Raw genomic sequence first — 23,084 nt, 5'->3', positions numbered from 1 at the left:
AATAGGGCCCATGCCGCCGTCTTTCACTGAGCAGCCGCGTTCGACTGAGCGCCCCCCGGTCGCTCCCACCCTCACCGACCGCATCGCCCGCATCGCCTCCGGCCTCATCGGCGGACCCCTCGGCGACCACGCCGTCGATCCACCGCGGCGCCGCTACTGGACCCCGGTCCGAGTCATCCTCCTCACCGGACTCATCGCCTTCGCGGTCAACTGGCTGCAGAAGTACCCCTGCGCGGCAGGCGGATGGACCGACTGGTCCCAGTACACGAACGCCTGCTACACCGACATCCGCGCGCTCTGGGGCGCCGAACGGCTCAACGAAGGCGCCGTCCCCTACCGTGACCACCCGGTCGAATACCCGGTACTGACCGGATGGTTCATGGGGATCCTCGGGCAGATCGCCTTCCGCGCCGGCAACGTCTTCGGCACCGACGGCGGCCCGATCTTCTACCACCTCAACGCGATCGTGCTCTTCATCTGCGGCGCGGCCGCCATCGCGATCCTCCACAAGATCCGCGAGGACAACCGCCGCACCGACCTCCCCGGCCCCAACCCCGACCCGGCGCTCGTCCACTCCCGGCCCTCGCGGCCGTGGGACGCGATGATGCTCGCCGCCGCGCCGGTCGTCCTCGTCACCGCCACCGTGAACTGGGACCTGTTCGCCATCGCCCTGTCGATGCCGTTCTTCCTGTACTGGCAGCGCAGCCGCCCGATCATGGCCGGGCTGTTCCTGGGCCTCGCCGTGGCCGCGAAGTTCTACGCGCTCCTGTTCATCGGCCCGCTCCTGGTCCTCGCACTCCGCCAGCGCAAACTCCTGCCCGCGCTCCAGACGACCGCGGCCGCCGCCGTCGTGTGGGCCTTGATCAACGCGCCCGTGGCCTACTTCTGGCGCGACTCGTGGATGCGGTTCTTCGAGCTCAACTCCGAACGCCCCGTCGACTGGGGCACCGGGTGGTACGTCCTGCGCGGCGTCACCGGTTGGGAGAGGCTCTGGGACTCCGAGTTCGTCAACGACCTCTACCTGGTCCTGTTCGCCTTGTCCTGCATCGGGATCGCGCTGCTCGGCTGCTTCGCGGGCCGACGGTCCGGCGTCCCCGGGCTGCGCGGCATCGCGACCGCCGACGACCTCATGCCGCGCCTCGCGCAGCTGTGCTTCCTCGTCGTGGCCGCTTTCTTGCTCTTCGGCAAGGTCTGGTCGCAGCAGTACGTGCTTTGGCTCCTGCCGCTCGCCGTCCTCGCCCGCCCGAAGTGGGGTGCGTTCCTGCTCTGGCAGGCCGCCGAGCTGTTCTACTTCTTCTCGTTCTACGGCAAGATGCTGCAGGTCTCCGCCGAGGAGGAGGGCCGGGGCATCCCCGAGTTCCTGTTCCTCACAGCCGCCGCGTCACGCTGGATCATGGTCGCCGTGATGTGCGCCCTCGTGGTGCAGGAGATCCTCATTCCGCGTCTCGACGCGGTGCGACGCCTTCCCTTGCGGCCCAAGCCCGCAGCTCCGACTCCGCTTCCTCGCGGGGCATCGGGCCCCGCTCCAGCCGCAGCTCCTTGAGGAACGCCCACGCCCGGCCCACCTCGGGGCCGGGCGGGAGGCCCAGCAGCTCCATGATCGCGTTGCCGTCGAGGTCGGGGCGCACCGCGCGGAGGTCCTCCTCGGCGCGGATGCGCGCGATCCGGTCCTCGAACGCGTCGTAGTCGCGGCGCAGGCGCTCGGCCTTGCGGCGGTTGCGAGTCGTGCAGTCCGAGCGCACCAGCAGGTGCAGCCGCTCGAGCTGCGCGCCCGCGTCGGTCACGTAGCGGCGCACGGCCGAGTCGGTCCAGCCGGCCTCGCCGTAGCCGTAGAAGCGCAGGTGGAGGCTGATGAGCAGCGAGACGGCCTGCACGTCGGACTTGGGGAAGCGGAGCTCGCGCATCCGCCTGCGCGCCAGGCGGGCCCCGGCCACATCGTGGTGGTGGAACGTGACGCCGCCTCCGGCAACCACGTCCTTCGTCTCAGGTTTGCCGATGTCGTGGAGCAGGGCCGCGAGCCGCAGCTGCAGGTCCGGCCCCTCCTGCTCCAACGCGATCGCGTTGCGCAGCACCTGCAGCGAATGCTCGTACACGTCCTTGTGCTCGGCGTGCTCGTCGATCTCCATGCGCAGCGCCGGGAGCTCGGGCAGGAACCGCTCCGCCAGGCCGGTGTCGACCAGGATGCGCAGGCCCACCACCGGATCGGGCGCCATGATGAGCTTCGTGAACTCGTCGCGGATCCGCTCGGCGGTGATCCGGCCGAGCTCGGGTGCCATGCGCCGCATCGCGTCCAGCGTCTCGGGGTCGATGCCGAACCCCAGCTGCGCCGCGAACCGCGCCGCCCGCAGCATCCGCAGCGGGTCGTCGGCGAACGACGACTCCGGCGACGCCGGCGTGCGGATCGTCCGCCGCGCGAGGTCCGCCAGACCGCCGAACGGGTCCGCGAACTCGTGCCCCGGCAGCGAGACCGCCATCGCGTTCACGGTGAAGTCGCGGCGCTCCAGGTCGTCGACGAGGTTGTCCCCGTACTGGACGATCGGATTGCGGCTCACCCGGTCGTACGCGTCGGCCCGGAACGTGGTCACCTCGACCTGCTCGCCCCGGAACAGCCCCCCGATCGTCCCGAAATCCGCACCCGTCGTCCACACCGTCGAACAGTGCGCCCGCAGGATCGCCTCCGTCGACTCCGGACGCGCGTCCGTCGTGAAATCGAGGTCGCTCACGGTGCGGCGCAGGACCGCGTCCCGGACCGGGCCGCCGACCAGGTGCAGCTCGTAGCCGCCGTCCGCGAACACCCGACCCAGTTCATCGGCTATGGGCGGGACCGTGATTTCCTTACCGCTACTGTTGTCAGACATCGCCGGGCAAGCTTAGCGGAGAGTGCGAGAATGGCCGAACCTAGCGCGAGACCGGGCTCCGGGCACTCGCCGTCTGGGCCCGTCCGAGGCCCCCAGGGCAACCCCTACGGAACCCCTCCGACCTCCTACCCCCAGACCGGCAACGGCTACGCCCCCATCGGCGCCCCGGTCCCCCCGACGCCGCCGCCCCAGGGCAAGAACGTGGTCCGCTCCAGCCTCCTCATGGGCGCGGGCTCCCTCGTCTCCCGCGTCACCGGCTTCGGCCGCACCGTCGTCATCTCCGCCGCCATCGGCGCCGGACTCCTCGGCAACTCGTACACGACCGCGCAGTACTTCCCGCAGATGATCTACGAGCTCGTCCTCGGCGGCGTGTTCGCGAGCATCATCATGCCGCTGTTCGTCAAGGCCCACAAGAACGACCCCGACGGCGGCGACGCCTTCGCCCAGCGCCTCCTCACCCTCGCCACCCTCGTCCTCGGCGCCGCCGCGATCCTCGTCACCCTGTGCGCCCCGCTCATCTCCGTGCTCATGGCGAACCCGGCGCAGCGCGACCTGGTCACCCAGTTCTCCTACTACATGCTCCCGGCCCTGCTCCTCTACGGGCTCTTCGCGATCCTCTCCGGCGTCCTCAACTCCCGCGAGCACTTCGGCGCCCCCATGTGGGTGCCGATCATCAACAACCTCGTCGTCATCACCGTCGGCGCGGTCTTCTACACGGTCTTCACGCGCGACGCCGTGCCCGACGCCAACGGCGACATCTTCAACAGCGCCGACCAGGTGACGAACGGCATGATCGTGCTCCTCGGCGCGGGCACCACCGCGGGCGTCGTCATCCAAGTGGTGTGCCTCGCCCCGGCCCTGCGCAGGGCCGGGTTCCACTGGCGGCTGCGCTTCGACTTCCGCAGCCTCCCGCTGCGCACCATCGGCCACCTCGCCGCCTGGACGCTCTTGTTCGTGGCCGCCAACCAGATCGCGGTCATGGCCGTGATCAAGGTCGCCAACCTCGCCACCGACACCGACAGCGACGTGTTCGTCCCCGGTGTCACGGTCTACAACAACGCCTATCTGATGATGATGATGGCGCACGGCATCGTCGCGGTCTCCGTCATCACCGCGCTCATGCCGCGCATGACCCGCGCCGCCGACGACCGGCGCTGGCCCGAACTGGCCGACCACCTCTCTTCCGGCATCCGGCTGGCGTCGTTCCTGCTGGTGCCGATCGCGGCGGCGTTCGTGGCGCTGCACGAGCCGATCGCTCTGATGATCTTCCAGTGGGGCGCCTACGAGCCCGAGCAGGCCGTCGCCACCGGGCAGGTGCTGCTCATGGCCGGTCTCGTGCTGCTGCCGTTCTCGATCAGCCAGCTGCAGATCTACGCGTTCTACGCGCAGACGGACACGCGCACTGTGGCGATGTTCAACCTGCCGGTGATCGCGTTCCGCATCGGCGGGTACCTGCTCGCGTTCGCGTTCCTGCCGGCCCAGTGGGTCGTGGTGGGGCTGTTCGCCTCCAACGGCGTCTCCTACCTCGTGAGCCTGCTGCTCTCGATGAGCTTGCTGCGCAAGCGGATCGGCCTGCTCGACATGAAGAAGACCGCGAACGGCCTGATCAGGACGACCTCGGCGGCCGTGATCGCGGGCGCGGCGGCCTACGGGGGATGGGTGCTCTGGCCCGAGCTCCCGGTCGACGGGGCCATGGCGAAACTGGGGCAATTCGCCTCGTCGATCGTCCTGGGTCTGGTGCTGCTCGGCGTGTACTTCGCGGCCTGCCTGGTATTCCGCGTCACTGAAACAGCGTCGCTCCAGGCAACGGTGCGCGCAAAGCTGCGACGATGAGGCAAGTACGATCCATACGTGCACTCTGGCCGGATCCCGCAGAGCCACTTGGACCGCACCATGACCGAACCGGCCCTCAAAGGCCCCGGCCGGGACCCCCTCGCGGGGTCGCGTTGAGAGGGGAGGACCCCGCATCATGACCACCGCCGAAGTGCCGTCCGTGGGCGACCTGCTCGCCGAGCGGTACCGCCTCGAAGAGCACGTCGGGGGCGCGAACGGCTACCGCCAGCTGTGGCGGGGCGTCGACGTCCTGCTGCACCGCTCCGTAGCGGTCGTGCTCCGCTCCCCCGGCGGCGAGGACGCCGCCCCCACCATGACCGCCGCCGTCGCCGCCTCCCGCGCGCACGTCGACTCGATGGTCGACGTGTACGACGCGGTCGACGAAGGACGCTTCGCCTACGTCGTGCGCGAATGGGTCAACGGCTCCTCCCTGCGCGGCGTGCTGGAGCGGCAGCGGCTCGAGAGCGCGCACGCGCTCGAGCTGGTCGCCTCTGTCGCCGACGCGGTCGCCGCCCTCCACGAAGGCGGCGTCACCCACGCCGACCTGCACCCGGGCACGATCCTCCTCTCCGAAGACGACCGGGTCATGGTCACCGAGCCACGCAACGAGCCGGGCAACACCCAGGTCGAGGACGTCCGCGCGCTCGGCGCGACGCTCTACGCCTGCCTGACCAGCACGTGGCCGCGCGTGGTGCCCGCCGAGAACACCGGCCTCGCCGACGCCGCCACCGACGAGTGGGGCCGCGTCCTCGACGCGGACAAGGTCGTCCCCGGCCTTCCCGCCGCCCTCGCCAAGCTCACCGCCGACCTGCTCGACCATTCGCAGACGCCGCCTTCCGCGGCCGAGCTCGCGGTCGACCTGCGCCGCCTCGCCGAGACCGGCGGGGCCGAGCCGACCGCCGCGATCGCAGCGCCCACGAGCGTGCTCGGTGCGATCAGCCTGGGCCGCCGCGGCGGCACCGCGGCCGACGCGCCGCCCGTCGGGATGAAGCGCCTCGCGGTGGTCGCCGCGATCGTCGCCGCGGTCATCTTCGCGGGCGTGGTCACCAGCGCCGTCGTCTTCGGCGGCGGCGACGACCCCGCCGGAGCCGAGGACCAGGTCACCGGCGAGGACACCGGGGCCGGCACGTCCGACGCCGAAGGCGACGGCGACGGCGAGACCACCGAATCGACCGCGCCGACCGAGGTGGCGCTCACCGCCGACTCGATCCGCGTGGTCGACCCGCCGACCGGGGACCGCAACCAGAGCGAGGGCGTCGAGAACGTCATCGACGACAACGCCTCCACCGGCTGGACCACCAACACGTACCGCGGCGACGCGAACTTCGGGAACCTGAAGCCGGGCATGGGCATCCTCATCGACCTCGGCGAGGCCAGGGAGGTCTCGTCGGTGCGGGTCCAGATGACCAGCGCCGGCGCCACGGTGGGTCTGCTGGGCGGCGACGAGGACCCCGGGGACTCCAGCGAGGGCGACCAGGCGATCGTGGACGGGTTCACCGTGCTGGCCGACCAGGTCCCGGACGCGGACACCAACATCGAGCTGAAGTCCGACGGTGCGGCGGTCCGCTACATCGTCGTGTGGGTGACCGAGCTGCCGACGGTCTCCGACGGCTACAAGCTCACCATCAGCGATATCAACGTCTTCGCCCGGTAGCGAGACGCGCATGCCCGCCCCTCTCCCGCACGGCCGGGGCCCCGTCGGCCCTGGTCCCGACTTGAGCGGCGCCACCGACGCCGAGCTGCTGCGCCGTCATGTGGGCGGCGAGCGGGAGGCCTTCGGCGAGCTGTTCCGGCGCCACCGCGGGCGGCTGTGGGCCGTCGCGGTGCGCACGCTCGGCGACCCGGAGGACGCCGCCGAGGCGGTGCAGGACGCGATGATCAAGGCCTATCAGGGCGCCGGGGGATTCCGCGGCGGCTCCGCCGTGACCACCTGGCTGCACCGCATCGTCGTGAACGCCTGCCTCGACCGCATCCGCGCGTCGGGGCGGCGACCGACCGTGCCGCTCGCCGACGACGACGCGCTGTCGCTGCCCGCGGTGGACGCGGCGCTCGACCCGCAGCAGGCCGCGCTCCGGTTGAGCGTGCACCGGGCGCTCGCGGAGCTGCCGTTCGACCAGCGGGCGGTGCTCGTCTACGTCGACATGCTCGGCTACCCGGTCGAGGAGGTCGCCGCGATCCTGAAGGTGCGTCCCGGCACGGTGAAGTCGCGGGCTTCGCGGGCGCGCAAGCGCCTCGCGGAGCGGCTGCCCGAATTCGACCCGGCCTTGCAGGACCGCGCGTTCCGCGATCCGGCCGTCGGCCTGCCCTTGGGCGGCGTGGGCGGCGACACGCCGCTGAGAGGCGGCGCGGACGCCGAGGCGGGGAACCCGCCGCGGCAGCCGGGCGTCGAACCAGGAGCGACGTTCCAGACCGGCACGCTCGAAGACGGCAACGGCAGAGGGGAGGGGAACCGATGAGCCCGCAACGCCCGGATGACGCCGAAGCCGAGGTCAGCCGCATGCTGCGGCAGGCCTCCAGCGACTACGGCGACCTTCCCGAGCAGGTCGGGGACCGCCTCGACCGCGTCCTCGACACCCTCCCGCCGGCGGACACGTTGCACGCGCGCGGCCGCGGGAACGCGTTCGAAAGCTGGGCCGAGCGGTTCGCGGAGCGCCTGCGGCCCAAGCGGGTCCGGTACGCGATCGCCAGTGCCGCGGCGGCCGTGCTGGTCACCGTCGGCGGCGTCGCGACCGCGATCCAGCTGACCACCGGCGCGTCCCAATCGGACAGCGGCGCGAGCTCCTCCGAGGTCCTCGCCGAGGACCAGACCGACCGCGAAGGCGAGGCGGAGGGCGCGACCGGGGACCCGGGCCCCGCCGAGTCCGAAGGGCCGCAGAACGAATCCGGCGAGGACGAGGCGGGTGTCGACGGCCTCGCGGGGATCGAGACCTTCGCCACCGGCAGCGACTACGGCGAGGGCACCGACCTCGTCGCGGTCCTGCGCGAGCTCGGCGCGGACAGCGCCTCCGGCGAGGTCCCGCCCGAACTGGCCGACCTGGCCGCTGGCGGCGACTTCTGGCAGCGCTGCGAGGAGGCCATCGCCGAGCGGTACGAAGGCCTGCTCGTCGCGGTCGACTTCGCCCGCTTCGAGACGCGGCCCGCGATCATGGCGCTCATGGTCGGCGACGACGGCGACATCGCCGTGGCGCTCACCCCCGCCTGCGCCGACGGCGTCATCGAACCGCTCGCCGAGCAGGCCTGACGCCGAAGCGCCGAATCCGGCCTGTTCGCGGCCGGCGGACGGGTGAGCTTCCCCACGATCGGGATATTCGCCTGTCACAAGCCCGCCACAGCGGCAGGGCCCGGAATTTCGGGTCAATAAGATGACGTTGAAGCAGTCAGTTCAGGGAGCCGTCCCTGGAGCGCCGAACCATCTCAGGAGCGAACCCGGTGAGCGAAATCCGCGACGTCATCATCATCGGCTCGGGCCCGGCCGGCTACACCGCCGCGCTGTACACCGCCCGCGCCGACCTGCGCCCGCTCGTGTTCGAGGGCTTCCAGTTCGGCGGCGCGCTCATGCAGACCACCGAGGTCGAGAACTACCCCGGCTTCCCCGAGGGCATCATGGGCCCCGAGCTCATGGACCAGTGGCGCAAGCAGGCCGAGCGCTTCGGCGCCGAGCTCGTCTCGGACGACGTCACCCGCGTCGACCTCACCGGAGCGATCAAGAAGGTCTGGGTCGAGGACCGCGAATACCAGGCCAAGACCGTGATCCTCGCGACCGGCTCGGCGTTCCGCCCGCTCAACGTGCCCGGCGAGAACGAACTCATGGGACGCGGCGTCTCCGCGTGCGCCACCTGCGACGGCTTCTTCTTCCGCGACCAGCACATCGCGGTGGTCGGCGGCGGCGACACGGCGATGGAGGAGGCCACGTTCCTCACCAAGTTCGCCTCCAAGGTCACCATCGTCCACCGCCGCGACGAGTTCCGCGCCTCCAAGGTCATGGCCGAGCGCGCCCTGGCGAACCCGAAGATCGAGGTCGCCTGGAACTCCGCGGTCAAGGAGATCAAGGGCACCGACGGCAAGGTCTCGAGCGTCGAGCTCGTCGACACCGTCACCGGCGAGGAGCGCGAGCTGCCCGCCACGGGCCTGTTCATCGCGATCGGCCACGACCCGCGCTCGGAGCTGTTCAAGGGGCAGGTGGAGCTCGACGAGTCCGGCTATGTGAAGGTGGCCGCGCCCTCGACCCGCACGAACCTCGAAGGCGTGTTCGCCGCCGGCGACCTCGTCGACCACACCTACCAGCAGGCGGTCACCGCCGCCGGCACCGGCTGCACGGCCGCGCTCGACGCCGAGCGCTACATCGCCGCCCTCGAACACCGCACCGCGCAGATCAGCTGACCCACCCGCTCTCATCGACACACAGGAGGATGCCCATGGGCGCCATCAAAGCAGTTAACGGCCAGGCCGAGTTCACGGCCGAGGTGCTGGAGTCCGACAAGCCGGTGCTCGTCGACTTCTGGGCCGAATGGTGCGGGCCTTGCAAGAAGGTCGCCCCGGTGCTCGAGGAGCTCGCCGCGGAGACCGACGACTTCGTGATCCGCAAGCTCGACACGGACGCGAACCCCGAGATCACCCGCGAGTACCAGGTCATGAGCGTCCCCACGATGATCCTGTTCAAGGACGGCAAGCCCGCCCAGCAGCTCATCGGCGCCCAGCCCAAGGCCGCCATCCGCAAATTCCTGGGCCAGTAACCAACGCGAGCGACTTTTCATCGATCGGAGGACGGAACCGCGGTTCCGTCCTCCGATTCATGTCATACACCCGCGATAGCGTTAACTTCAGGGGTCCCCCGGGCGGACATTTCCGGAAAATCCGCTTTCACCTTCGCGGACTTCAGTCGAAGAGCTCGCCGCCGCGCTGCGTGCCGGGGCGGTCGATCCGGGCGTGGCCGCCGGTCGTCGGCTCGCCGAGGAACTGCTCCAGTTCGAAGTCGTCGAGTTTGAACCACTCCACCGGGTCGCTGAACACCGACGGCTCCTCCGCCTCCACGCTCCGGTCGAGCGCAGAGCGCAGCTCCAGGCGCAACCGCGGATAGCGCCGATCCTGCCGCACCGTCTTGAAACCCACCGAACGGTAGAAGTCCGCCGGGACCAGGCACGCGCGCGCTTCGCCGCGGGCGTCGCCGAACGTCTCGATCGCGTAGATCCCCCGCCGCGCCACATCGGCCGCCACGGTCTGCACCAGTTGGCGGCCCAGCCCCGTACCCGCGTAGGTCGGGTTCACGTAGGCGGTCATCAACAGCGCCGCATCCGGCGAGACCGGACCCGACGGGAACTCCATCGAGCGCGGCACGAACTTCGGCGAAGCGTAGGTGACGTACCCGGCGACCTCATCGCCCTCAAAGGCGATCCGGCCGCACCCTCCCCATTCGAGCAAGGTGTGCGACAGCCACGCCTCCTTCTCGAGGGCGGGCTCGCCAACGTCGCGGGCGGCCTCCGCGCACAGGGGTGAGAGCTCCCAGAACACGCAGGCCCGACAACGCCCCGGAAGGTCTTCCAAGGAGTCGAGTGTGAGGTTGACCATGCGCCGATGCACCCGTACAGAGTACGTCCATCCGGCGTCCACATGACGGAAAACACGCGGCCCCTTCGCTCCTCGTGCTAGTAGAGTTGTCCGATCGCACGTCACGCGCCGCGAATCTTTCGAGCGGCGGCAACGCCTCAGCGCGTAGGCTGGTCGGAACACCGTTTCGGCCCTCGCGGGTCAACCGCGGACCGCGGCCGGACGTGTCCATACGAGATCCCGCGCGAGCGGCGCCGTATACGACCCGAGCTCCCGAGCGAAGCGTCGAGCGACACCGCCGCACCGACCCGCGACCACGGATCGCGGGCGACGAGGACCATCAGAGGAGGTCTCCGCGTGTCCGGTACAACACTCGACGATTACACCGGTCGCTACGCATCCCGGGTTCACGGGATGGCACAGTCGGAGATCCGCGCACTGTTCTCGGTCGCATCGCGACCCGAGGTCGTCTCCCTCGCCGGAGGGAACCCCTACACCGCCGCACTGCCCATGGACGAGCTCGGCGAGATGTTCACCCGCCTCCTCTCCCAAGTGGGCGCCGAAGCGCTCGGCTACTGCCCCGGCCAGGGCAGCGTCGCGCTCCGCGAAGCGCTGTGCGGCGTCCTGGAGCTCTCGGGCATCCGCGCCTCAGCCGACGACCTCGTCCTCACCACCGGCGCGCAGCAGGGACTCGACCTGCTCGCCCGCACCTTCCTCGACCCCGGCGACATCGTGCTCGCCGAGGGCCCGACCTACGTCGGCGCGCTCGGGGCCTTCCAGGCCGCGCAGGCCGACGTCCGGCACCTGCCGATGGACGACGACGGGCTCATCCCCGCCGGGCTCGAAGAGGGCCTCGCCGCGCTCGAACGCGAAGGGCGCCAAGCGAAGTTCCTCTACACGATTCCCACGTACCAGAACCCGGCCGGCGTCACCCTCACCGAGGGGCGCCGCGAGGAGATCCTGGCGATCGCCGAACGGCACGGCCTCCTCATCATCGAGGACGACCCGTACTCGATGATCAACTTCGACGGCGCCCCGCCCGCCCCGCTGCGCGCCCGCGCCGAACGCGGCGTCATCTACCTCGGCACCGTCTCCAAGATCTTCGCCGCGGGCCTGCGCCTCGGATGGGTCCTCGCGCCGCCCGCCGTGCGCGACAAGCTGCTGCTGGCCATCGAGGCCTCGATCCTGTGCCCGTCCGGGCTCACCCAGGAGGCCACGCTCCGCTTCCTCACCGAGATGGAGTGGCGCCAGCAGGTGAAGGTCTTCAACACGCTCTACCGGGACCGGCGCGACGCCCTGCTCGGCGCCCTCGGCGACTACATGCCCGAGGGCATGACCTGGACCATGCCGGGCGGCGGCCTGTTCATCTGGGCCACGCTTCCCGAAGGGCTCGACTCGAAGGCGATGCTGCCGCGCGCGCTCCAAGAGCGCGTGGCCTACGTCCCGGGCACCGGTTTCTACGCTGACGGCAATGGCCGCAGGGAGATGCGCTTGAACTTCTCTACCCAGACCTCCGAGACCATCCGCGAAGGCGTGCGCCGCCTGGCGGGCGTGGTCGCCGGCGACATCGACCTGCGCGACACCTTCGCCGGAGGCGCAGCGTGAAGGCGGGTCCCGCAGCCTCGGACATCCGCGTCCTCATCCTCGCCGGAGGCATGTCCTACGAGCACGAGGTCTCGCTGAAGTCCGGCCGCCGGGCCGCCGACGCCCTGCAGCGCCAGGGCATGGTCTGCGACGTCCGGGACCTGGACGGCGAGCTGCTGCCCGCCCTCCAGGAGTTCCCGCCCGACGTGGTGCTGCCGCTCGTGCACGGCTCCCCCGGCGAGGACGGCTCCCTGCAAGCGGTGCTCGAACTCTCCGACATCCCGATCGTGGGCACCGGCTCGGTCGGCGCGCGCCGCGCGTGGAACAAGATCACCGCCAAGGACCTGCTCCGCACGGCCGGGATCCCCACGCCGGACTGGACCGTGATGCCGCGCCAGGCGTTCTCGGACTTCGGGGCCCGTAAGCTCCTGGACCGGATCGCCGCGAAGATGGGCCTGCCGCTGGTCGTCAAGCCCAACTCCGGCGGCTCGGGCCTCGGCGTGCACGCGGTGCACAAGGAGGACGACTTCCCCTCGGCGATGATGGGCTGCTTCTCCTACAGCGACGAAGCGCTCATCGAATCCTTCGTCGAAGGCCGGGATATCGCGGTCGGCGTGGTCGACCTCGGCGACGGCCCCACGGCCCTCCCGCCGGTGGAGATCGCACCGCTGCACGGCGACTACGACTACGCCGCCCGGTACAACCCGGGCGCGACGCGCTGGACCGTCCCGGCGGCCATGAGCGAGCCGGTCGCGACCCGCGTCGCCGAACTGGCCGTCCAGGTCCACCGCACGCTCGGCCTCGGCGACATGTCCCGCATCGACATGATCGTCGACGACGCTGGCGGCATCCAAGTGCTGGAGGCGAACGTCGCCCCCGGCACCACCGAGACTTCCCTGCTGCCCATGGCGATCAAGGCCGCGGGCCTCGACTTCGGCGAGGCCCTCGCGACCATGGTCCGCCGGGCCATCGCCCGCTCATAGGGCAACGCACACCTACCGAACGACTGAGGGTGTCGATGTTTCACGTGAAACATCGACACCCTCAGTCGTTCGGGCGTCAGTCGTCCGAGAGCCAAGCAGCGATGTACTCCAGGTTCATCTGCCACTCGTGCTCTTCCACCGGCGGCAGGATCTCATCCCACATCGTCATGAACGGGCCCCGCAGTTGGAGATAGCCGTGCGGGCGGGCCAGGAACCACTGCTGGAGATGCGCGGTGCCGTCGCCCCAGCGGTTCACGTGAACCTGCGCGACCGACTCGAGCGAGCGGATCGCCCGCTCCAGCCGCACCGTCAGCACACCGAGCTCGGCCGCGTGCATGGTCGAGAGGTCCCCTAGGTCGAGGTGGGCGCGCGGCTCCAGGATCACCACCACGGGCAGGCCGCTGGGCGCTGGCGGGCTCTTGAGGCGCCACCGCTCGTTGGACCAGAGGTAGGCGGAGTCGGGGGTGTGGCAGGCGGCGCACTGCTCTTGGCGGTCGCCGCGGCGCGGCGGCTCGGCGTCCACCGGTTCCTGCAGGGGTTTGATGCGAAGCTCGCCTTCGAACGGAAAGGCGGGCCAGTCGACGAATGGGGGCAGGGTCGGGCGCACGCCGTTCGCGGGCGGATTCGGGTGTCGGCTCTGGTTCGTCAGGTCGGGCTTGGAATTCGGGCCGGGGGTGCTCGCAGATGCCACCATCGAAAAATACCGCATGAATGCGAGACTGGAAACAGCCGGAATCGACCTTTTGGCAGATTTCCACGAGGTTACGCGGCGCGTCGCAGGATCGACACCCGATAGTGGACTGACATTTAGTGCGTGAAGCAGGGCAATCGTCGTCAGAATACGGTTTTCGGGGCCGATAGTGACGTGCGCCCATATGGCGGGAAGGGACTGTCGGACGGGCGGGTCGGTAGGGCAAGCTGGAGGGCGTGCAAGCAACAGTTACTGATAGCTCCATGCCGGAGGCGTCGCCCGTTTCGGGCGGCGACATCGCCGTGCTCGTGGACCCCCCGGTGACTGCCGCGCTCGTTGACGAACTCAGCCATCTCTGGGTGAGAGTGACGAACGCCGGCGGTTCCGTCGGGTTCGTCCCGCCGGTCAACATCGAAGAGGTTCGCCCTCACACCGTTTCCATTCTCGCGCGAGTGATCGACCAGACTGACACGCTGGTCGCTCTAAAGGAAGGAGCCGCCATTGTCGCTTGGTGTGTTCTCACATCAAACGACAGCCCGCCGCGACAGGGCTGGCGGACCATCCGCCACGTCCAGGTCGATCCCTCCCGACAGGGTGGCGGTCTCGGTGGCAAACTCCTGGCGGCAGTCGATCAAGTCGCGCGCGAAGAGCTGAAGCTCGATGCGCTCAGCCTCAAGGTCCGCTCGGGCACTGGTGCCGACGCCTTCTATAGGCGGCACGGCTTCACCGAGGTCGGACGTCTGCCGCGCGCCGTGCGCATGGCCGACGACGACTACCGGGACGACATCATCATGTGGCGGGAGCTCTCCTGACGGAGACACCCGAACGACGAAGGCCGGGGCGATGTTTCACGTGAAACATCGCCCCGGCCGCTTTTCGTAGTCACTCGAACGAGTGAAGCGACACGCCCGATTCTTGTCGGGCCCCCCGAGTATTTTTGATTCCAGGGGTCCCTTAGGAGGGATAAATCGGGAATATCCGGTTTCATGTTCTCGCCCTTGGGGTTCGGCGCTTATTTGATGCCGATCTGTTCGACGATGCGGTCGAGGTCGGCGAGCGAGCCGAATTCGATGGTGATCTTGCCCTTCTTGCGGCCCCAGGAGATCGCCACCTGCGTCTCGAAGTGATCCGAGAGGCGCTCCTTCAACTCCTCGAGTCCGGGCGCCTTGATGCGGTCTTTCGCGCTCCGCGCGGAGGCACTGCGCGGCTCGTCGAGCTCGGGCTTCTCCTCCAAGCGGTTCGCCGTCACGAGTTCCTCGGTGCTCCGCACCGACAACCCCTCGCTGATGATCCGCTCCGCGATGTGCTCCTGCGAGTCCGCGCTGTCGAGGCCGAGCAGCGCCCGCGCGTGGCCTGCGGTGAGGACACCGGCGGCGACCTTCGTCTGCACCGTCGGCGGCAGGCCCAAGAGTCGGATCATGTTCGAGATCTGCGGGCGGCTGCGGCCGATCTTCTTCGACAGCTCCTCCTGCGTCACGTTGAACTCTTCGAGCAGTTGCTGATAGGCCGCGCCCTCTTCGAGCGGGTTCAGCTGCACACGGTGGATATTCTCGAGGAGTGCTTCGCGGAGCAGTTCCTCATCGGCGGTGCGGCGCACGATCGCCGGGACCGCGTCCCAGCCGAGCGCCGTTGCGGCGCGGAGTCGCCGCTCACCCATGACGAGCTCGAAGCGGGCACCGTCCTCGCGAGGCTCCTCGGGGGTGCGTTCGCGCACCGCGATCGGCTGGAGCATCCCGACCTCGGTGAGGGAGGTCTGAAGTTCGGCGAGGTGGTCGTCATCGAAGATCTGGCGCGGCTGCTTCGGGTTCGTGCCGATGTCCCCGATCGGGATCAGCTGGAAGCTCGCCCCGGGGACCGGCACGAGTTCCGGTCCCTCCGATGTTTCACGTGAAACATCGGCCTGAGCCGGCGTCGATGTTTCACGTGAAACATCGCGCTTCTTCGGGGCCGCCTGCCGGGGCGCCGCGACCGGAGCGGGAGCCGCTTCCGGCTCCTCCTCGGTCGTCGTGGTCTCGGCCAGACCGGTGGGGATGAGCGCCCCCAGTCCGCGACCGAGCCCTCCGCGTTTCGCCGCAGCCATCGACTAGTTCCCGCCCTTCTGGTTCTTACTCCGCCGGGAGAGCTTCGCGCCGCGGCGCGCGATCTCCTCGGCCGCTTCGAAATAGCTCGTCGCACCCCGGGAGCCGGGGTCGTACGTCATGATCGACTGCCCGTATCCGGGTGCCTCGGAGACGCGCACACTCCGCGGCACGACCGCGTCGAGCACGATCTCGCTGAAGTGCCCGCGCACTTCCTGCTCCACCTGATCGGCGAGCTTGGTCCGCTTGTCGTACATGGTGAGCAGGATCGTGGAGACCCGCAGCCGCGCGTTCAGGTGCGCCTTGATGAGTTCGATGTTCCGCAGGAGCTGGCCCAGTCCTTCGAGCGCGTAGTACTCGCACTGGATCGGGATCAGCACCTCCTCGGCGGCCACGAGCGCGTTGACCGTGAGCAGGCCGAGGGAGGGCGGGCAGTCGATGAAGATGTAGTCGAGTTCCCCGCTGTAGGTCGCGATGCTCTTCTCAAGGCGGCCTTCACGGGCCACGACGTTGACGAGTTCGACCTCGGCACCGGCCAGGTCGATCGTCGCCGGAACGCACACCAGTGAAGGAATGCCGTCGACCGGAGTGGCGATCTCGTCGAGCGACTGGCCCTCCACGACGGCTTCGTACACGCTCGGCGTGCCCGCGCCGTGCTCGACGCCGAGGCCCGTCGAGGCGTTCCCCTGCGGGTCGAGGTCGATGACCATCACGCGGTTCCCGTGCAGCGCCAAGGCGACCGCGAGGTTCACCGTGCTGGTGGTCTTACCGACCCCGCCCTTCTGGTTGGCGATCGCGATGACTCGGCGGCGCGGCGGCCGCGGCATCGTCACGCTCCCTGAAGGATTGAGCACCCGCACGGCCCGCTGCGCTTCCCGCGCCAGCGGCAAGTCGTCATCAAGAGGGTCGGGCTGCGCGGGCACCGGCGCCTCAGTCTTCACTCTGCCGTTCTTGGCTGCCTCGTCCGGTGCCACATGCCGACCCGAACGACCTCGCTGCGATGTGCCTCTGGGCATCCCGTCCCGCTCTCCCCCGTTGTCAGCCCGGGCCTCCGACGATGTGCCGCCGTCCGCACCGGACTCCATCGTCACCGATTCTGGCCCACCTTGGCCGAAGGCCGGGGCTGCGCCACCCGGCGCCGGTGAAGTTTCTCGATAGCGGTGCCGCCGAGTCGGAGGCGCCTCTTCGCTCACGGCCGCATCGAGGAGGTTTCGGATGCGCCGTTCGGCCGGGGTATCGCCGCCAAGGGAGTTCTGGAGTTCACGATCTTCAGAAGGAAGGGGGTCGCGCACGTTCACCGCCACAGACTACGGGCCGGATGTTTCACGTGAAACATGACCCTGCTCGGAGAAGCTTACGTGCCATACACTATCCGAACGCTGCGCAGTCCGCCGAGCGCAAAGCGTGGAAACCACAAGAACGGATGCCGCGATGATGGTCTCATCGCGGCATCCGTTGCAGTACAACGCTATTCGAAACTATCCTCGAGGTGAGTCGTTGCGGGCGCGGTTCAGCGGATCCGCTCGATCTTCACTACCGTTGCGGGGATGGTGAACTCATCCTGCTCAGATAGCTTGGACTCGCCGCAGGTGAGAATCGAGGCCTTGCCACCGCCGGCTCGCTTGATGAGCCCGCCGCTCTCGGTCACCTCGAGCGAGGCGCCCTGTCCCTTGATGGCCAGCATCGCGCCGCCGACACGGGCCAGCGGCAGGCACCAGCCGACGAGCTTCGCCAGCGGGGCCACCGCTCGGGACACCACGATGTCCGCCTGGCCCTTCGGGTCCACCTCGGCGGCGCGGGCGCGCAGCACTTCCACGTTCGAGATGCCGAGAGCCTCGATGACCTCGGTCAGGAAGTCCACGCGGCGCTGCATCGGCTCCACGAGCGTGACCCACAGGTCCGGCCGCGCGATAGCGAGCGGGATGCCCGGCAGTCCGCCGCCGGAGCCGACGTCGAGCACGTCGGACTTCTCGGGGATCAGCTCCTCGACCACGGCGCTGCTCAGCACGTGCCGTCCCCACAACCGCGGTACCTCGCGTGGGCCGATCAGGCCGCGCTCGATCCCGATGGTCGAGAGCAGACCCACGTAGGCCTCGGCCAGGGCGATCCGCTCGCCGGCACTTTCAGGATCTCCGGCTCCGAACACAGAGGCCAATGTTTCACGTGAAACATTGGCCTCGGCGGATTCGGAGCCCGTCGGCTCCTCAGTCATGTTGTCCTACTCGGGCTTCACGACGACCCGGCGGCGCGGCTCGGCGCCCTCCGACTCGCTCTGGACGCCGTCGGTGGCGTTGATGACGTCGTGGACGCACTTGCGTTCGAAGGCGCTCATCGGGTCGAGCTTGACCACTTCGCCGGACTCGATGACCTTCTTGGCGGTCTTCTCGGCCAGCTCCGCGAGCTTCTTGCGACGCCCGGCGCGGTAGCCCCCGATGTCGAGCATCAGGCGCGAGTGGTCGCCGGTCTTGCGGTACACCGCGAGGCGGGCGAGCTCCTGCAGCGCCTCCAGGGTCTGGCCCTTGGGGCCGACGAGACCGCCGAGGTCTTCGCCGACGATCTCGACCTGAGGACGGTCGCCGACCACCAGTTCGTCGATGTCCCCGTCGAGGTCGAGGATGTCGAGCAGGCCTTCCAGATAGTCGGCCGCCACTTCACTCTGCTCAAACAGGTCGTCTTCGGAGGCCACCTCGTCCTCCCGCACCGTTGCTCCCATATTTGCCAACTCGTCTCTATCGCTCGTTATAAGCCTAGTTTGCACCATTGTGGCTGATCCTGCGGCGCCTGCGCAGCCGCGGGACCGTCCCCCTAGCCTTTTTTCTTCTTGGAGGCCTGCTGCGCGCCGCTGACCTTCTTGGCCCGTGCGATGCGTTCCGCCCGTGAGAGGTTCTTGCCCGAACCGGGGCCGCCCTTGACTTCCGCCTGCGGCGCTTCCGAACCGTTAGCGTCTGCGACGGTCTTGCTCTGCCCGCCCGGCTTGGCCTTCGCGCCCGGCTTCGGCTTCGACCCCGGCTTCGGGGCGAGCTCCTTGCGGCGCTGCTCGGCCTCGCGCTGCTCCTCGAGCATCTTCTCGTGGGCCTTCGAGCCGGGCTTCGGCGGCTTCGTCGCGGCGTTCTGCGCGGGCGGCGGGTACTTGTGCAGCACGTACTGCTGCTGCCCCAGCGAGAACAGGTTGTTCACGGTCCAGTAGATGACCACGCCGATCGGGAAGGCGCCGGCCGAGAAGATCATGATCACGGGGATGCCGTAGAGCATCACCTTCTGGATCATCCGCTGGTTCGGGTCCTCGTTCCAGCCGGTCTTCAGGATCATCTGACGCGTGGTCAGGAAGGTCGTGAGGATCATGGCCGCGCCGAGGACGCCGGCGACGAGCTTGACGTTGAGCGAAGCGGCGTCGACCGCCGCCAGCTGGTCGCCCCCGGTCAGGAAGGTGCTCCAGAACGGCGCGCCGAAGAGATCCGCGTGGATGTAGGACTGCCAGTCCTGCTCGGTCCACCCGTACAGCGTGTGGTTCGCCGTCTGGTCCGGGTCGGGGCGGCGCAGGATGTGGAACAGCGCCAGGAACACCGGCATCTGGATGAGAATGGGAAGGCAGCCCATGAGCGGGTTGGCCTTCTCCTTGCGGTACAGCTCCATCATCTCTTTCTGGAGCGTCTCGCGGTCACCCTTGTAGCGCTCCTGGAGCGCTTTGATCTCGGGGGCGAGCTTCTGCATCGCGCGCTGCGACTGGATCTGCTTCACGAAGAGCGGGAAGAGGATGACGCGCAGCGTGATCACGACGCCGACGATGGCGAGGACCCAGGCCCAGTCGGTGTCGAGAACGCCGCTGCCGCTGTTACCGAAGACATTCGTCCAGAGGTCATGCCATCTCAGCAGCACCCAGGACACGCCGTCGTAGGCCCACTCCATCACTTGCGGACTCCAGTCTGCTCAGTCTTCGAAATCAAATCGCGGTCATGCCGTGGGGGTACGGGGTCATGACCCCCAGGATGAAAGGGGTGGCACCGTCCCAGCCGTCGCAGGCTCAACCATATGCCACGTGCGGCACCGTGCCGGGACAGCGCCTCAAGGGTATATGCGCTGCAACTGGGGTAGAAGCGGCAGCGGGCGGGTAGCGCGGGGCTGATCCACCGACGGTACGCGATCACCGGGGCCGCGACCACTCGCACCGCGAGGCTTTCGCCGCCGCGAGAAGGGGTTTCAGCCAGGACCGGGGTGGGGTTCGGCTCGGCCGCGGCGTGCGTCATGGCGTGCTCCGGCGATCGGGAGCGCGGTGCCCCTTGCGGGCGCGGGCGGCCTGCACGGCCTCGACGAGGTCCCGCTGCAGCTCGGCGAAGTCGCGTTCGGCGGCGCGAGGGGTGGCGCGGACGACGACGTCGGTCCCGGGCGGCCAGTGCGGCAGTTCGGCGGCGACGGCGTGCCGGAGGCGGCGCTTGACCTTGTTCCGGGCCACGGCGTTGCCGACGGCCTTGGATACGACGAAACCCGCCCGCGCCGTGCGGTTCGCAACGGCGGCGGGCGGTGTCGGCGGCTGTGCCGCTTGGTCTTCGGTCGATGCGGTCGCAGGTGCCCAGTGCACGACGACGCCGCCGCGGGCGGCGCGGCGGCCTCGCTTGAGCGCCGAACCGAAGTCCTGACTGCTGCGAATGCGCGCGTCGGCTGGAAGCACTTGGATCACGTCCTCATCGAGGCCCCTAGAGCCTGCAAGGGACCGGGAGGCAAGCGCTCAGACGGTCAGCTGCTTGCGACCCTTGTTGCGGCGCGCGTTGACGATGGCGCGGCCGGCACGGGTCCGCATGCGCAGCCGGAAGCCGTGGGTGCGCTTGCGACGGCGGTTGTTCGGCTGGTAGGTGCGCTTGCTCACGACGGATGTCTCCCATTACGAATAAGTTGCTGCTGCGCCGGGCCTCGGGCCCAGCCCCGGATCGGGGCTACGGGGACGCGGAGAACAGCCTAGCAGGGCATTCACGCGCGGCCCCCGCCGCGGACGGCGGGTGTGGCATGCCCCTCTGGTTCGAGAGGGCAACTCGCTCATGTTACTCGCCGCGTCCGGGCCGTCGCCACGGCGGGGTGGTGCTCCGGAGGCGGATCACGGCGGCGCGGTCCCCGTTCCGGACCGTCCATTCAAGCGGCGCCGCACGCGCCGGGTCCGCGCCTGTGCAGGAGCGTCGCGAGGCTTGCGAGCTGCCTGTGGATAACTTTTCGCGGATCGTGGACGACTTCGGTGCCACCCGAACGGCTTCGTCGGCAGGCCCACAAGAAATCGCTGGTCATGACCGTGATTCAGGAAACATTGTCACAAGGGGCGCATGTGCACAGGGCAGCTGAAGGCCTGTGGATAACCTGTGGAAAACTTGCTGGAGCGCACTGGGGACGACCGGGTGCGGCGGTGCGGATCGCCTGTATCGGAGCCTACCTGGTGCGGCCTCTGAACTTCGTGAAACAGCCCGTACATGGACAGAAGAAGCGAGGGATGGCGAAGGTGACCGACCAAGATCTGTCGGCAGTGTGGTCGGCGGTGTCCGCCGAGCTGGCTGACGCGTCGGCGCTCACCCGTCAGCAGTCCGCGTGGATGCGGCTCTCGCAGCCGGTGCTGTCGATGCCCGGCACGTTCATCGTCGCCGCCCCCGACAAGTTCGCGCGCTCGGCCTTCGAGTCGAAGCTGCGCGTGCCGATCAGCGAGGCCCTCTCCCGGCATCTGGGCCAGCCGACGCAGATCGCGGTCACCTTGCAGGAGAAGCAGGCCGAGCCCGCGCCGGTGAGCGAGGAGCCGCCCGCGGCCCCCGAGCCGCCGGTCAACGGTGCTTCGTTCGCCGACGCCACGATCGTCTTCGAGCGGCCCTCCTTCGACGAGCCGCCTGCGGCACCGGTAGTAGAGGAGCCGGTCGAGCCGCCGGCGCCGCGCAAGCCGCTTTCGGCGCAGAACCCGCCGAGCCTTTTCGACACCGCGGCTTTCCGTCCCGGCGACGCCGAGGCGACGCGCGCGCCTGAGCCCGTCGAGTCCCCCGCGGAGCCGGTCGAGCGGCCCGCCGCGATCCCGCACCAGCCGGTCCGCCCGGCCGAGGCCGACCGATGGGAGGAGCGAACCCCCGAGCCTCCCGGTGAGGAGCTCGAACGGGTCCTCTCGGAGTCGGCCGCGCGCCAGGGCGGCAAGGATCACGGTGCGATGCCGCCGGTCGCGCCCCCGCCATCCGACGACCCGGACCCGGCCCGCCGGGGCGGGATCACCAAGTCGCACAAGGACACCGCGCCGGTCAAGGCCATCGACGGGGTGGGGCGGCTCAACCCGCGGTACAACTTCGACACGTTCGTCATCGGCTCCTCCAACCGCTTCGCGCACGCGGCGGCGTTCGCCGTGGCCGAGGCGCCCGCGAAGGCGTACAACCCGCTGTTCCTCTACGGCGGCTCGGGGCTGGGCAAGACGCACCTGCTCCACGCGGTCGGCCACTACGCCCACGACCTGGGCACGGCCCAGTCGGTGCGGTACGTGACGACGGAGGAGTTCACGAACGACTTCATCAACTCGCTCTCCGACAGGCGGCAGCAGGCCTTCCAGCGCCGCTACCGGGACGTCGACATCCTCCTCATCGACGACATCCAGTTCCTCATGGACCGCGAGCGCACGCAGGAGGAGTTCTTCCACACCTTCAACGCGCTGCACAACGCGAACAAGCAGCTGGTGATCTCCTCGGACCGCTCGCCGAAGCAGCTCCAAACCCTCGAGGACCGGCTGCGCACCCGCTTCGAATGGGGCCTGCTGGCCGACATCCAGCCGCCGGACCTGGAGACGAGGATCGCGATCCTGCGCAAGAAGGCGGTGCAGGACGACCTCAACATCCCCACGGACGCGGTGGAGTTCATCGCCACTCAGATCCACCACTCGATCCGCGAGCTCGAGGGCGCGCTCATCCGCGTCACCGCGTACGCGAGCCTCAACCGCAAGCCGGTGGACCTGGGCCTGGCCGAAGAGGTCCTGCACGACATCATCCCGGAGAGCGGCAAGAACACCGAGGTCACGGTCGACCAGATCATGCAGGCCACGGCCGACTACTTCGGGGTGCAGGCGGCGGACCTCAAGGGGAACTCGCGCTCGCGGGTGCTCGTGAACGCCCGCCAGGTCGCGATGTACCTGTGCCGGGAGCTCACGGACATGTCGCTGCCGCGGATCGGGCAGGCGTTCGGGGGGCGCGACCACACCACCGTCATGCACGCGAACAAGAAGATCCGCAAGCAGATGGCCGAGCGGCGGGCGCTCTACACTCAGATCGCCGAATTGACGAACCGTTTGAAACACACCGGCGAATGAGCGGGCCTGTGGACAACTCTGTGGAAAAGCTGTGGATAACCGCGAATTTCTGTGGAAAGCCTGTGGACAGAGTGTGGAAAACAAGCGGGAGTGCGATTCTGGTTCGCGATTTTCCTGTGGGTAACCCTGTGCATAACCTGTGGAAAAGCTGTGGACAGACCTGTGGATGAGATGTGGAAAACTCGGCGATTGTCGGGGGCTGTGGATAAG

22 protein-coding genes are annotated in these 23,084 nt (G+C 69.0%); 11 read left to right on the top strand and 11 right to left on the bottom strand.

All coding sequences use genetic code 11. The features are described from left to right. Positions 1–10 precede the first annotated feature (10 nt). Positions 11–1,543 carry a glycosyltransferase family 87 protein gene (locus O1R50_RS16615; protein WP_270111237.1) on the top strand — a complete coding sequence of 511 codons (1,533 nt, stop codon included), beginning with the start codon at positions 11–13 and terminating at the stop codon, positions 1,541–1,543. Here the strand turns inward: O1R50_RS16615 and O1R50_RS16610 are convergent. Then, positions 1,434–2,858, bottom strand: coding sequence for a CCA tRNA nucleotidyltransferase (locus O1R50_RS16610; protein ID WP_270111236.1), 1,425 nt, complete (start codon positions 2,856–2,858; stop codon positions 1,434–1,436). The genes O1R50_RS16615 and O1R50_RS16610 overlap by 110 nt on opposite strands. 30 nt (positions 2,859–2,888) lie before the next feature. On the opposite strand from O1R50_RS16610, the gene murJ reads away from it, so the two are divergent. The 6 genes from murJ to trxA all read left to right on the top strand — a co-directional run bounded on the left by murJ (position 2,889) and on the right by trxA (position 9,424). Further along, positions 2,889–4,691 (top strand): murein biosynthesis integral membrane protein MurJ, encoded by a 1,803-nt coding sequence (murJ, locus tag O1R50_RS16605; RefSeq protein ID WP_270111235.1) that lies wholly within the window; start codon positions 2,889–2,891, stop codon positions 4,689–4,691. 136 nt (positions 4,692–4,827) lie between these two features. After that, the gene (locus O1R50_RS16600; RefSeq protein WP_270111234.1) at positions 4,828–6,345 is read left to right on the top strand and encodes a protein kinase family protein; all 1,518 of its coding nucleotides are present in this window, start codon (positions 4,828–4,830) and stop codon (positions 6,343–6,345) included. A 10-nt stretch (positions 6,346–6,355) separates the two neighbouring features. Beyond that, positions 6,356–7,147, top strand: a complete 792-nt coding sequence (gene sigM, locus O1R50_RS16595; protein ID WP_270111233.1) for an RNA polymerase sigma factor SigM — start codon at positions 6,356–6,358, stop codon at positions 7,145–7,147. Next, complete coding sequence (locus O1R50_RS16590) at positions 7,144–7,932, top strand: hypothetical protein (protein ID WP_270111231.1); 789 nt, start codon at positions 7,144–7,146, stop codon at positions 7,930–7,932. The genes sigM and O1R50_RS16590 overlap by 4 nt, the downstream gene beginning before the upstream one ends. Positions 7,933–8,120: 188 nt before the next feature. Further along, positions 8,121–9,071, top strand: a complete 951-nt coding sequence (gene trxB, locus O1R50_RS16585; RefSeq protein WP_270111230.1) for a thioredoxin-disulfide reductase — start codon at positions 8,121–8,123, stop codon at positions 9,069–9,071. 35 nt (positions 9,072–9,106) lie between these two features. After that, positions 9,107–9,424, top strand: coding sequence for a thioredoxin (trxA, locus tag O1R50_RS16580; RefSeq protein ID WP_270111229.1), 318 nt, complete (start codon positions 9,107–9,109; stop codon positions 9,422–9,424). 142 nt (positions 9,425–9,566) lie between these two features. Here trxA and O1R50_RS16575 read toward each other — a convergent pair whose 3' ends face one another. Then, complete coding sequence (locus tag O1R50_RS16575; RefSeq protein ID WP_408612727.1) at positions 9,567–10,268, bottom strand: GNAT family N-acetyltransferase; 702 nt, start codon at positions 10,266–10,268, stop codon at positions 9,567–9,569. Between the two features lie 324 nt (positions 10,269–10,592). Here O1R50_RS16575 and O1R50_RS16570 point away from each other — a divergent pair, with 324 nt between their 5' ends. Together O1R50_RS16570 and O1R50_RS16565 are read left to right on the top strand one after the other, a co-directional pair. After that, entirely contained in the window at positions 10,593–11,840 is a 1,248-nt protein-coding gene (locus O1R50_RS16570; protein WP_270111227.1) for an aminotransferase-like domain-containing protein, read from the top strand. Between the two features lie 50 nt (positions 11,841–11,890). Continuing rightward, complete coding sequence (locus O1R50_RS16565) at positions 11,891–12,802, top strand: D-alanine--D-alanine ligase family protein (RefSeq protein WP_408612726.1); 912 nt, start codon at positions 11,891–11,893, stop codon at positions 12,800–12,802. 76 nt (positions 12,803–12,878) lie between these two features. Here O1R50_RS16565 and O1R50_RS16560 read toward each other — a convergent pair whose 3' ends face one another. Further along, entirely contained in the window at positions 12,879–13,493 is a 615-nt protein-coding gene (locus O1R50_RS16560; protein WP_270111225.1) for a hypothetical protein, read from the bottom strand. Between the two features lie 263 nt (positions 13,494–13,756). Between O1R50_RS16560 and O1R50_RS16555 the strand changes: the two genes are divergently transcribed. Then, positions 13,757–14,305, top strand: coding sequence for a GNAT family N-acetyltransferase (locus tag O1R50_RS16555; RefSeq protein ID WP_270111224.1), 549 nt, complete (start codon positions 13,757–13,759; stop codon positions 14,303–14,305). Positions 14,306–14,505: 200 nt separating this feature from the next. Here the strand turns inward: O1R50_RS16555 and O1R50_RS16550 are convergent, their stop codons facing one another. From O1R50_RS16550 to rpmH, 8 genes are all read right to left on the bottom strand, one after another. Beyond that, positions 14,506–15,573, bottom strand: coding sequence for a ParB/RepB/Spo0J family partition protein (locus O1R50_RS16550; RefSeq protein WP_270111223.1), 1,068 nt, complete (start codon positions 15,571–15,573; stop codon positions 14,506–14,508). Positions 15,574–15,576: 3 nt separating this feature from the next. After that, entirely contained in the window at positions 15,577–16,587 is a 1,011-nt protein-coding gene (locus tag O1R50_RS16545) for a ParA family protein (protein ID WP_408612722.1), read from the bottom strand. A 494-nt stretch (positions 16,588–17,081) separates the two neighbouring features. Continuing rightward, positions 17,082–17,783 carry a 16S rRNA (guanine(527)-N(7))-methyltransferase RsmG gene (rsmG, locus tag O1R50_RS16540; protein ID WP_270111221.1) on the bottom strand — a complete coding sequence of 234 codons (702 nt, stop codon included), beginning with the start codon at positions 17,781–17,783 and terminating at the stop codon, positions 17,082–17,084. A 6-nt stretch (positions 17,784–17,789) separates the two neighbouring features. Next, entirely contained in the window at positions 17,790–18,284 is a 495-nt protein-coding gene (locus O1R50_RS16535; RefSeq protein WP_408612721.1) for a Jag family protein, read from the bottom strand. A gap of 92 nt (positions 18,285–18,376) precedes the next feature. Further along, positions 18,377–19,480, bottom strand: a complete 1,104-nt coding sequence (yidC, locus tag O1R50_RS16530; protein WP_408612720.1) for a membrane protein insertase YidC — start codon at positions 19,478–19,480, stop codon at positions 18,377–18,379. Beyond that, positions 19,477–19,815, bottom strand: coding sequence for a membrane protein insertion efficiency factor YidD (yidD, locus tag O1R50_RS16525; protein ID WP_270111219.1), 339 nt, complete (start codon positions 19,813–19,815; stop codon positions 19,477–19,479). Before yidD ends, yidC begins: the two co-directional genes overlap by 4 nt. Further along, positions 19,812–20,237, bottom strand: a complete 426-nt coding sequence (gene rnpA / locus O1R50_RS16520; protein WP_408612725.1) for a ribonuclease P protein component — start codon at positions 20,235–20,237, stop codon at positions 19,812–19,814. Before rnpA ends, yidD begins: the two co-directional genes overlap by 4 nt. Positions 20,238–20,294: 57 nt before the next feature. Continuing rightward, complete coding sequence (rpmH, locus tag O1R50_RS16515) at positions 20,295–20,432, bottom strand: 50S ribosomal protein L34 (RefSeq protein ID WP_091053947.1); 138 nt, start codon at positions 20,430–20,432, stop codon at positions 20,295–20,297. Positions 20,433–21,041: 609 nt separating this feature from the next. Between rpmH and dnaA the strand changes: the two genes are divergently transcribed. Next, positions 21,042–22,874, top strand: coding sequence for a chromosomal replication initiator protein DnaA (gene dnaA / locus O1R50_RS16510; protein ID WP_408612719.1), 1,833 nt, complete (start codon positions 21,042–21,044; stop codon positions 22,872–22,874). Positions 22,875–23,084 lie beyond the last annotated feature (210 nt).

The organism is Glycomyces luteolus (genome assembly GCF_027622875.1).
In the GTDB taxonomy this organism is placed as follows: domain Bacteria; phylum Actinomycetota; class Actinomycetes; order Mycobacteriales; family Micromonosporaceae; genus Glycomyces; species Glycomyces luteolus.
Note: the sequence above shows the minus strand (reverse complement) of the source record. Positions and strands in the feature narration are given on the sequence as shown.

Coding starts and splice junctions, on each gene's coding strand:
- rsmG (WP_270111221.1), bottom strand. CDS start 17,783: ATGACTGAGGAGCCGACGGGCTCCGAATCCGCCGAGGCCAATGTTTCA.
- murJ (WP_270111235.1), top strand. CDS start 2,889: ATGGCCGAACCTAGCGCGAGACCGGGCTCCGGGCACTCGCCGTCTGGG.
- O1R50_RS16550 (WP_270111223.1), bottom strand. CDS start 15,573: ATGGCTGCGGCGAAACGCGGAGGGCTCGGTCGCGGACTGGGGGCGCTC.
- trxA (WP_270111229.1), top strand. CDS start 9,107: ATGGGCGCCATCAAAGCAGTTAACGGCCAGGCCGAGTTCACGGCCGAG.
- O1R50_RS16545 (WP_408612722.1), bottom strand. CDS start 16,587: ATGCCCAGAGGCACATCGCAGCGAGGTCGTTCGGGTCGGCATGTGGCA.
- yidD (WP_270111219.1), bottom strand. CDS start 19,815: ATGACGCACGCCGCGGCCGAGCCGAACCCCACCCCGGTCCTGGCTGAA.
- O1R50_RS16615 (WP_270111237.1), top strand. CDS start 11: ATGCCGCCGTCTTTCACTGAGCAGCCGCGTTCGACTGAGCGCCCCCCG.
- O1R50_RS16555 (WP_270111224.1), top strand. CDS start 13,757: ATGCCGGAGGCGTCGCCCGTTTCGGGCGGCGACATCGCCGTGCTCGTG.
- O1R50_RS16600 (WP_270111234.1), top strand. CDS start 4,828: ATGACCACCGCCGAAGTGCCGTCCGTGGGCGACCTGCTCGCCGAGCGG.
- O1R50_RS16590 (WP_270111231.1), top strand. CDS start 7,144: ATGAGCCCGCAACGCCCGGATGACGCCGAAGCCGAGGTCAGCCGCATG.
- dnaA (WP_408612719.1), top strand. CDS start 21,042: ATGGCGAAGGTGACCGACCAAGATCTGTCGGCAGTGTGGTCGGCGGTG.
- O1R50_RS16535 (WP_408612721.1), bottom strand. CDS start 18,284: ATGGGAGCAACGGTGCGGGAGGACGAGGTGGCCTCCGAAGACGACCTG.
- O1R50_RS16610 (WP_270111236.1), bottom strand. CDS start 2,858: ATGTCTGACAACAGTAGCGGTAAGGAAATCACGGTCCCGCCCATAGCC.
- sigM (WP_270111233.1), top strand. CDS start 6,356: ATGCCCGCCCCTCTCCCGCACGGCCGGGGCCCCGTCGGCCCTGGTCCC.
- O1R50_RS16565 (WP_408612726.1), top strand. CDS start 11,891: ATGTCCTACGAGCACGAGGTCTCGCTGAAGTCCGGCCGCCGGGCCGCC.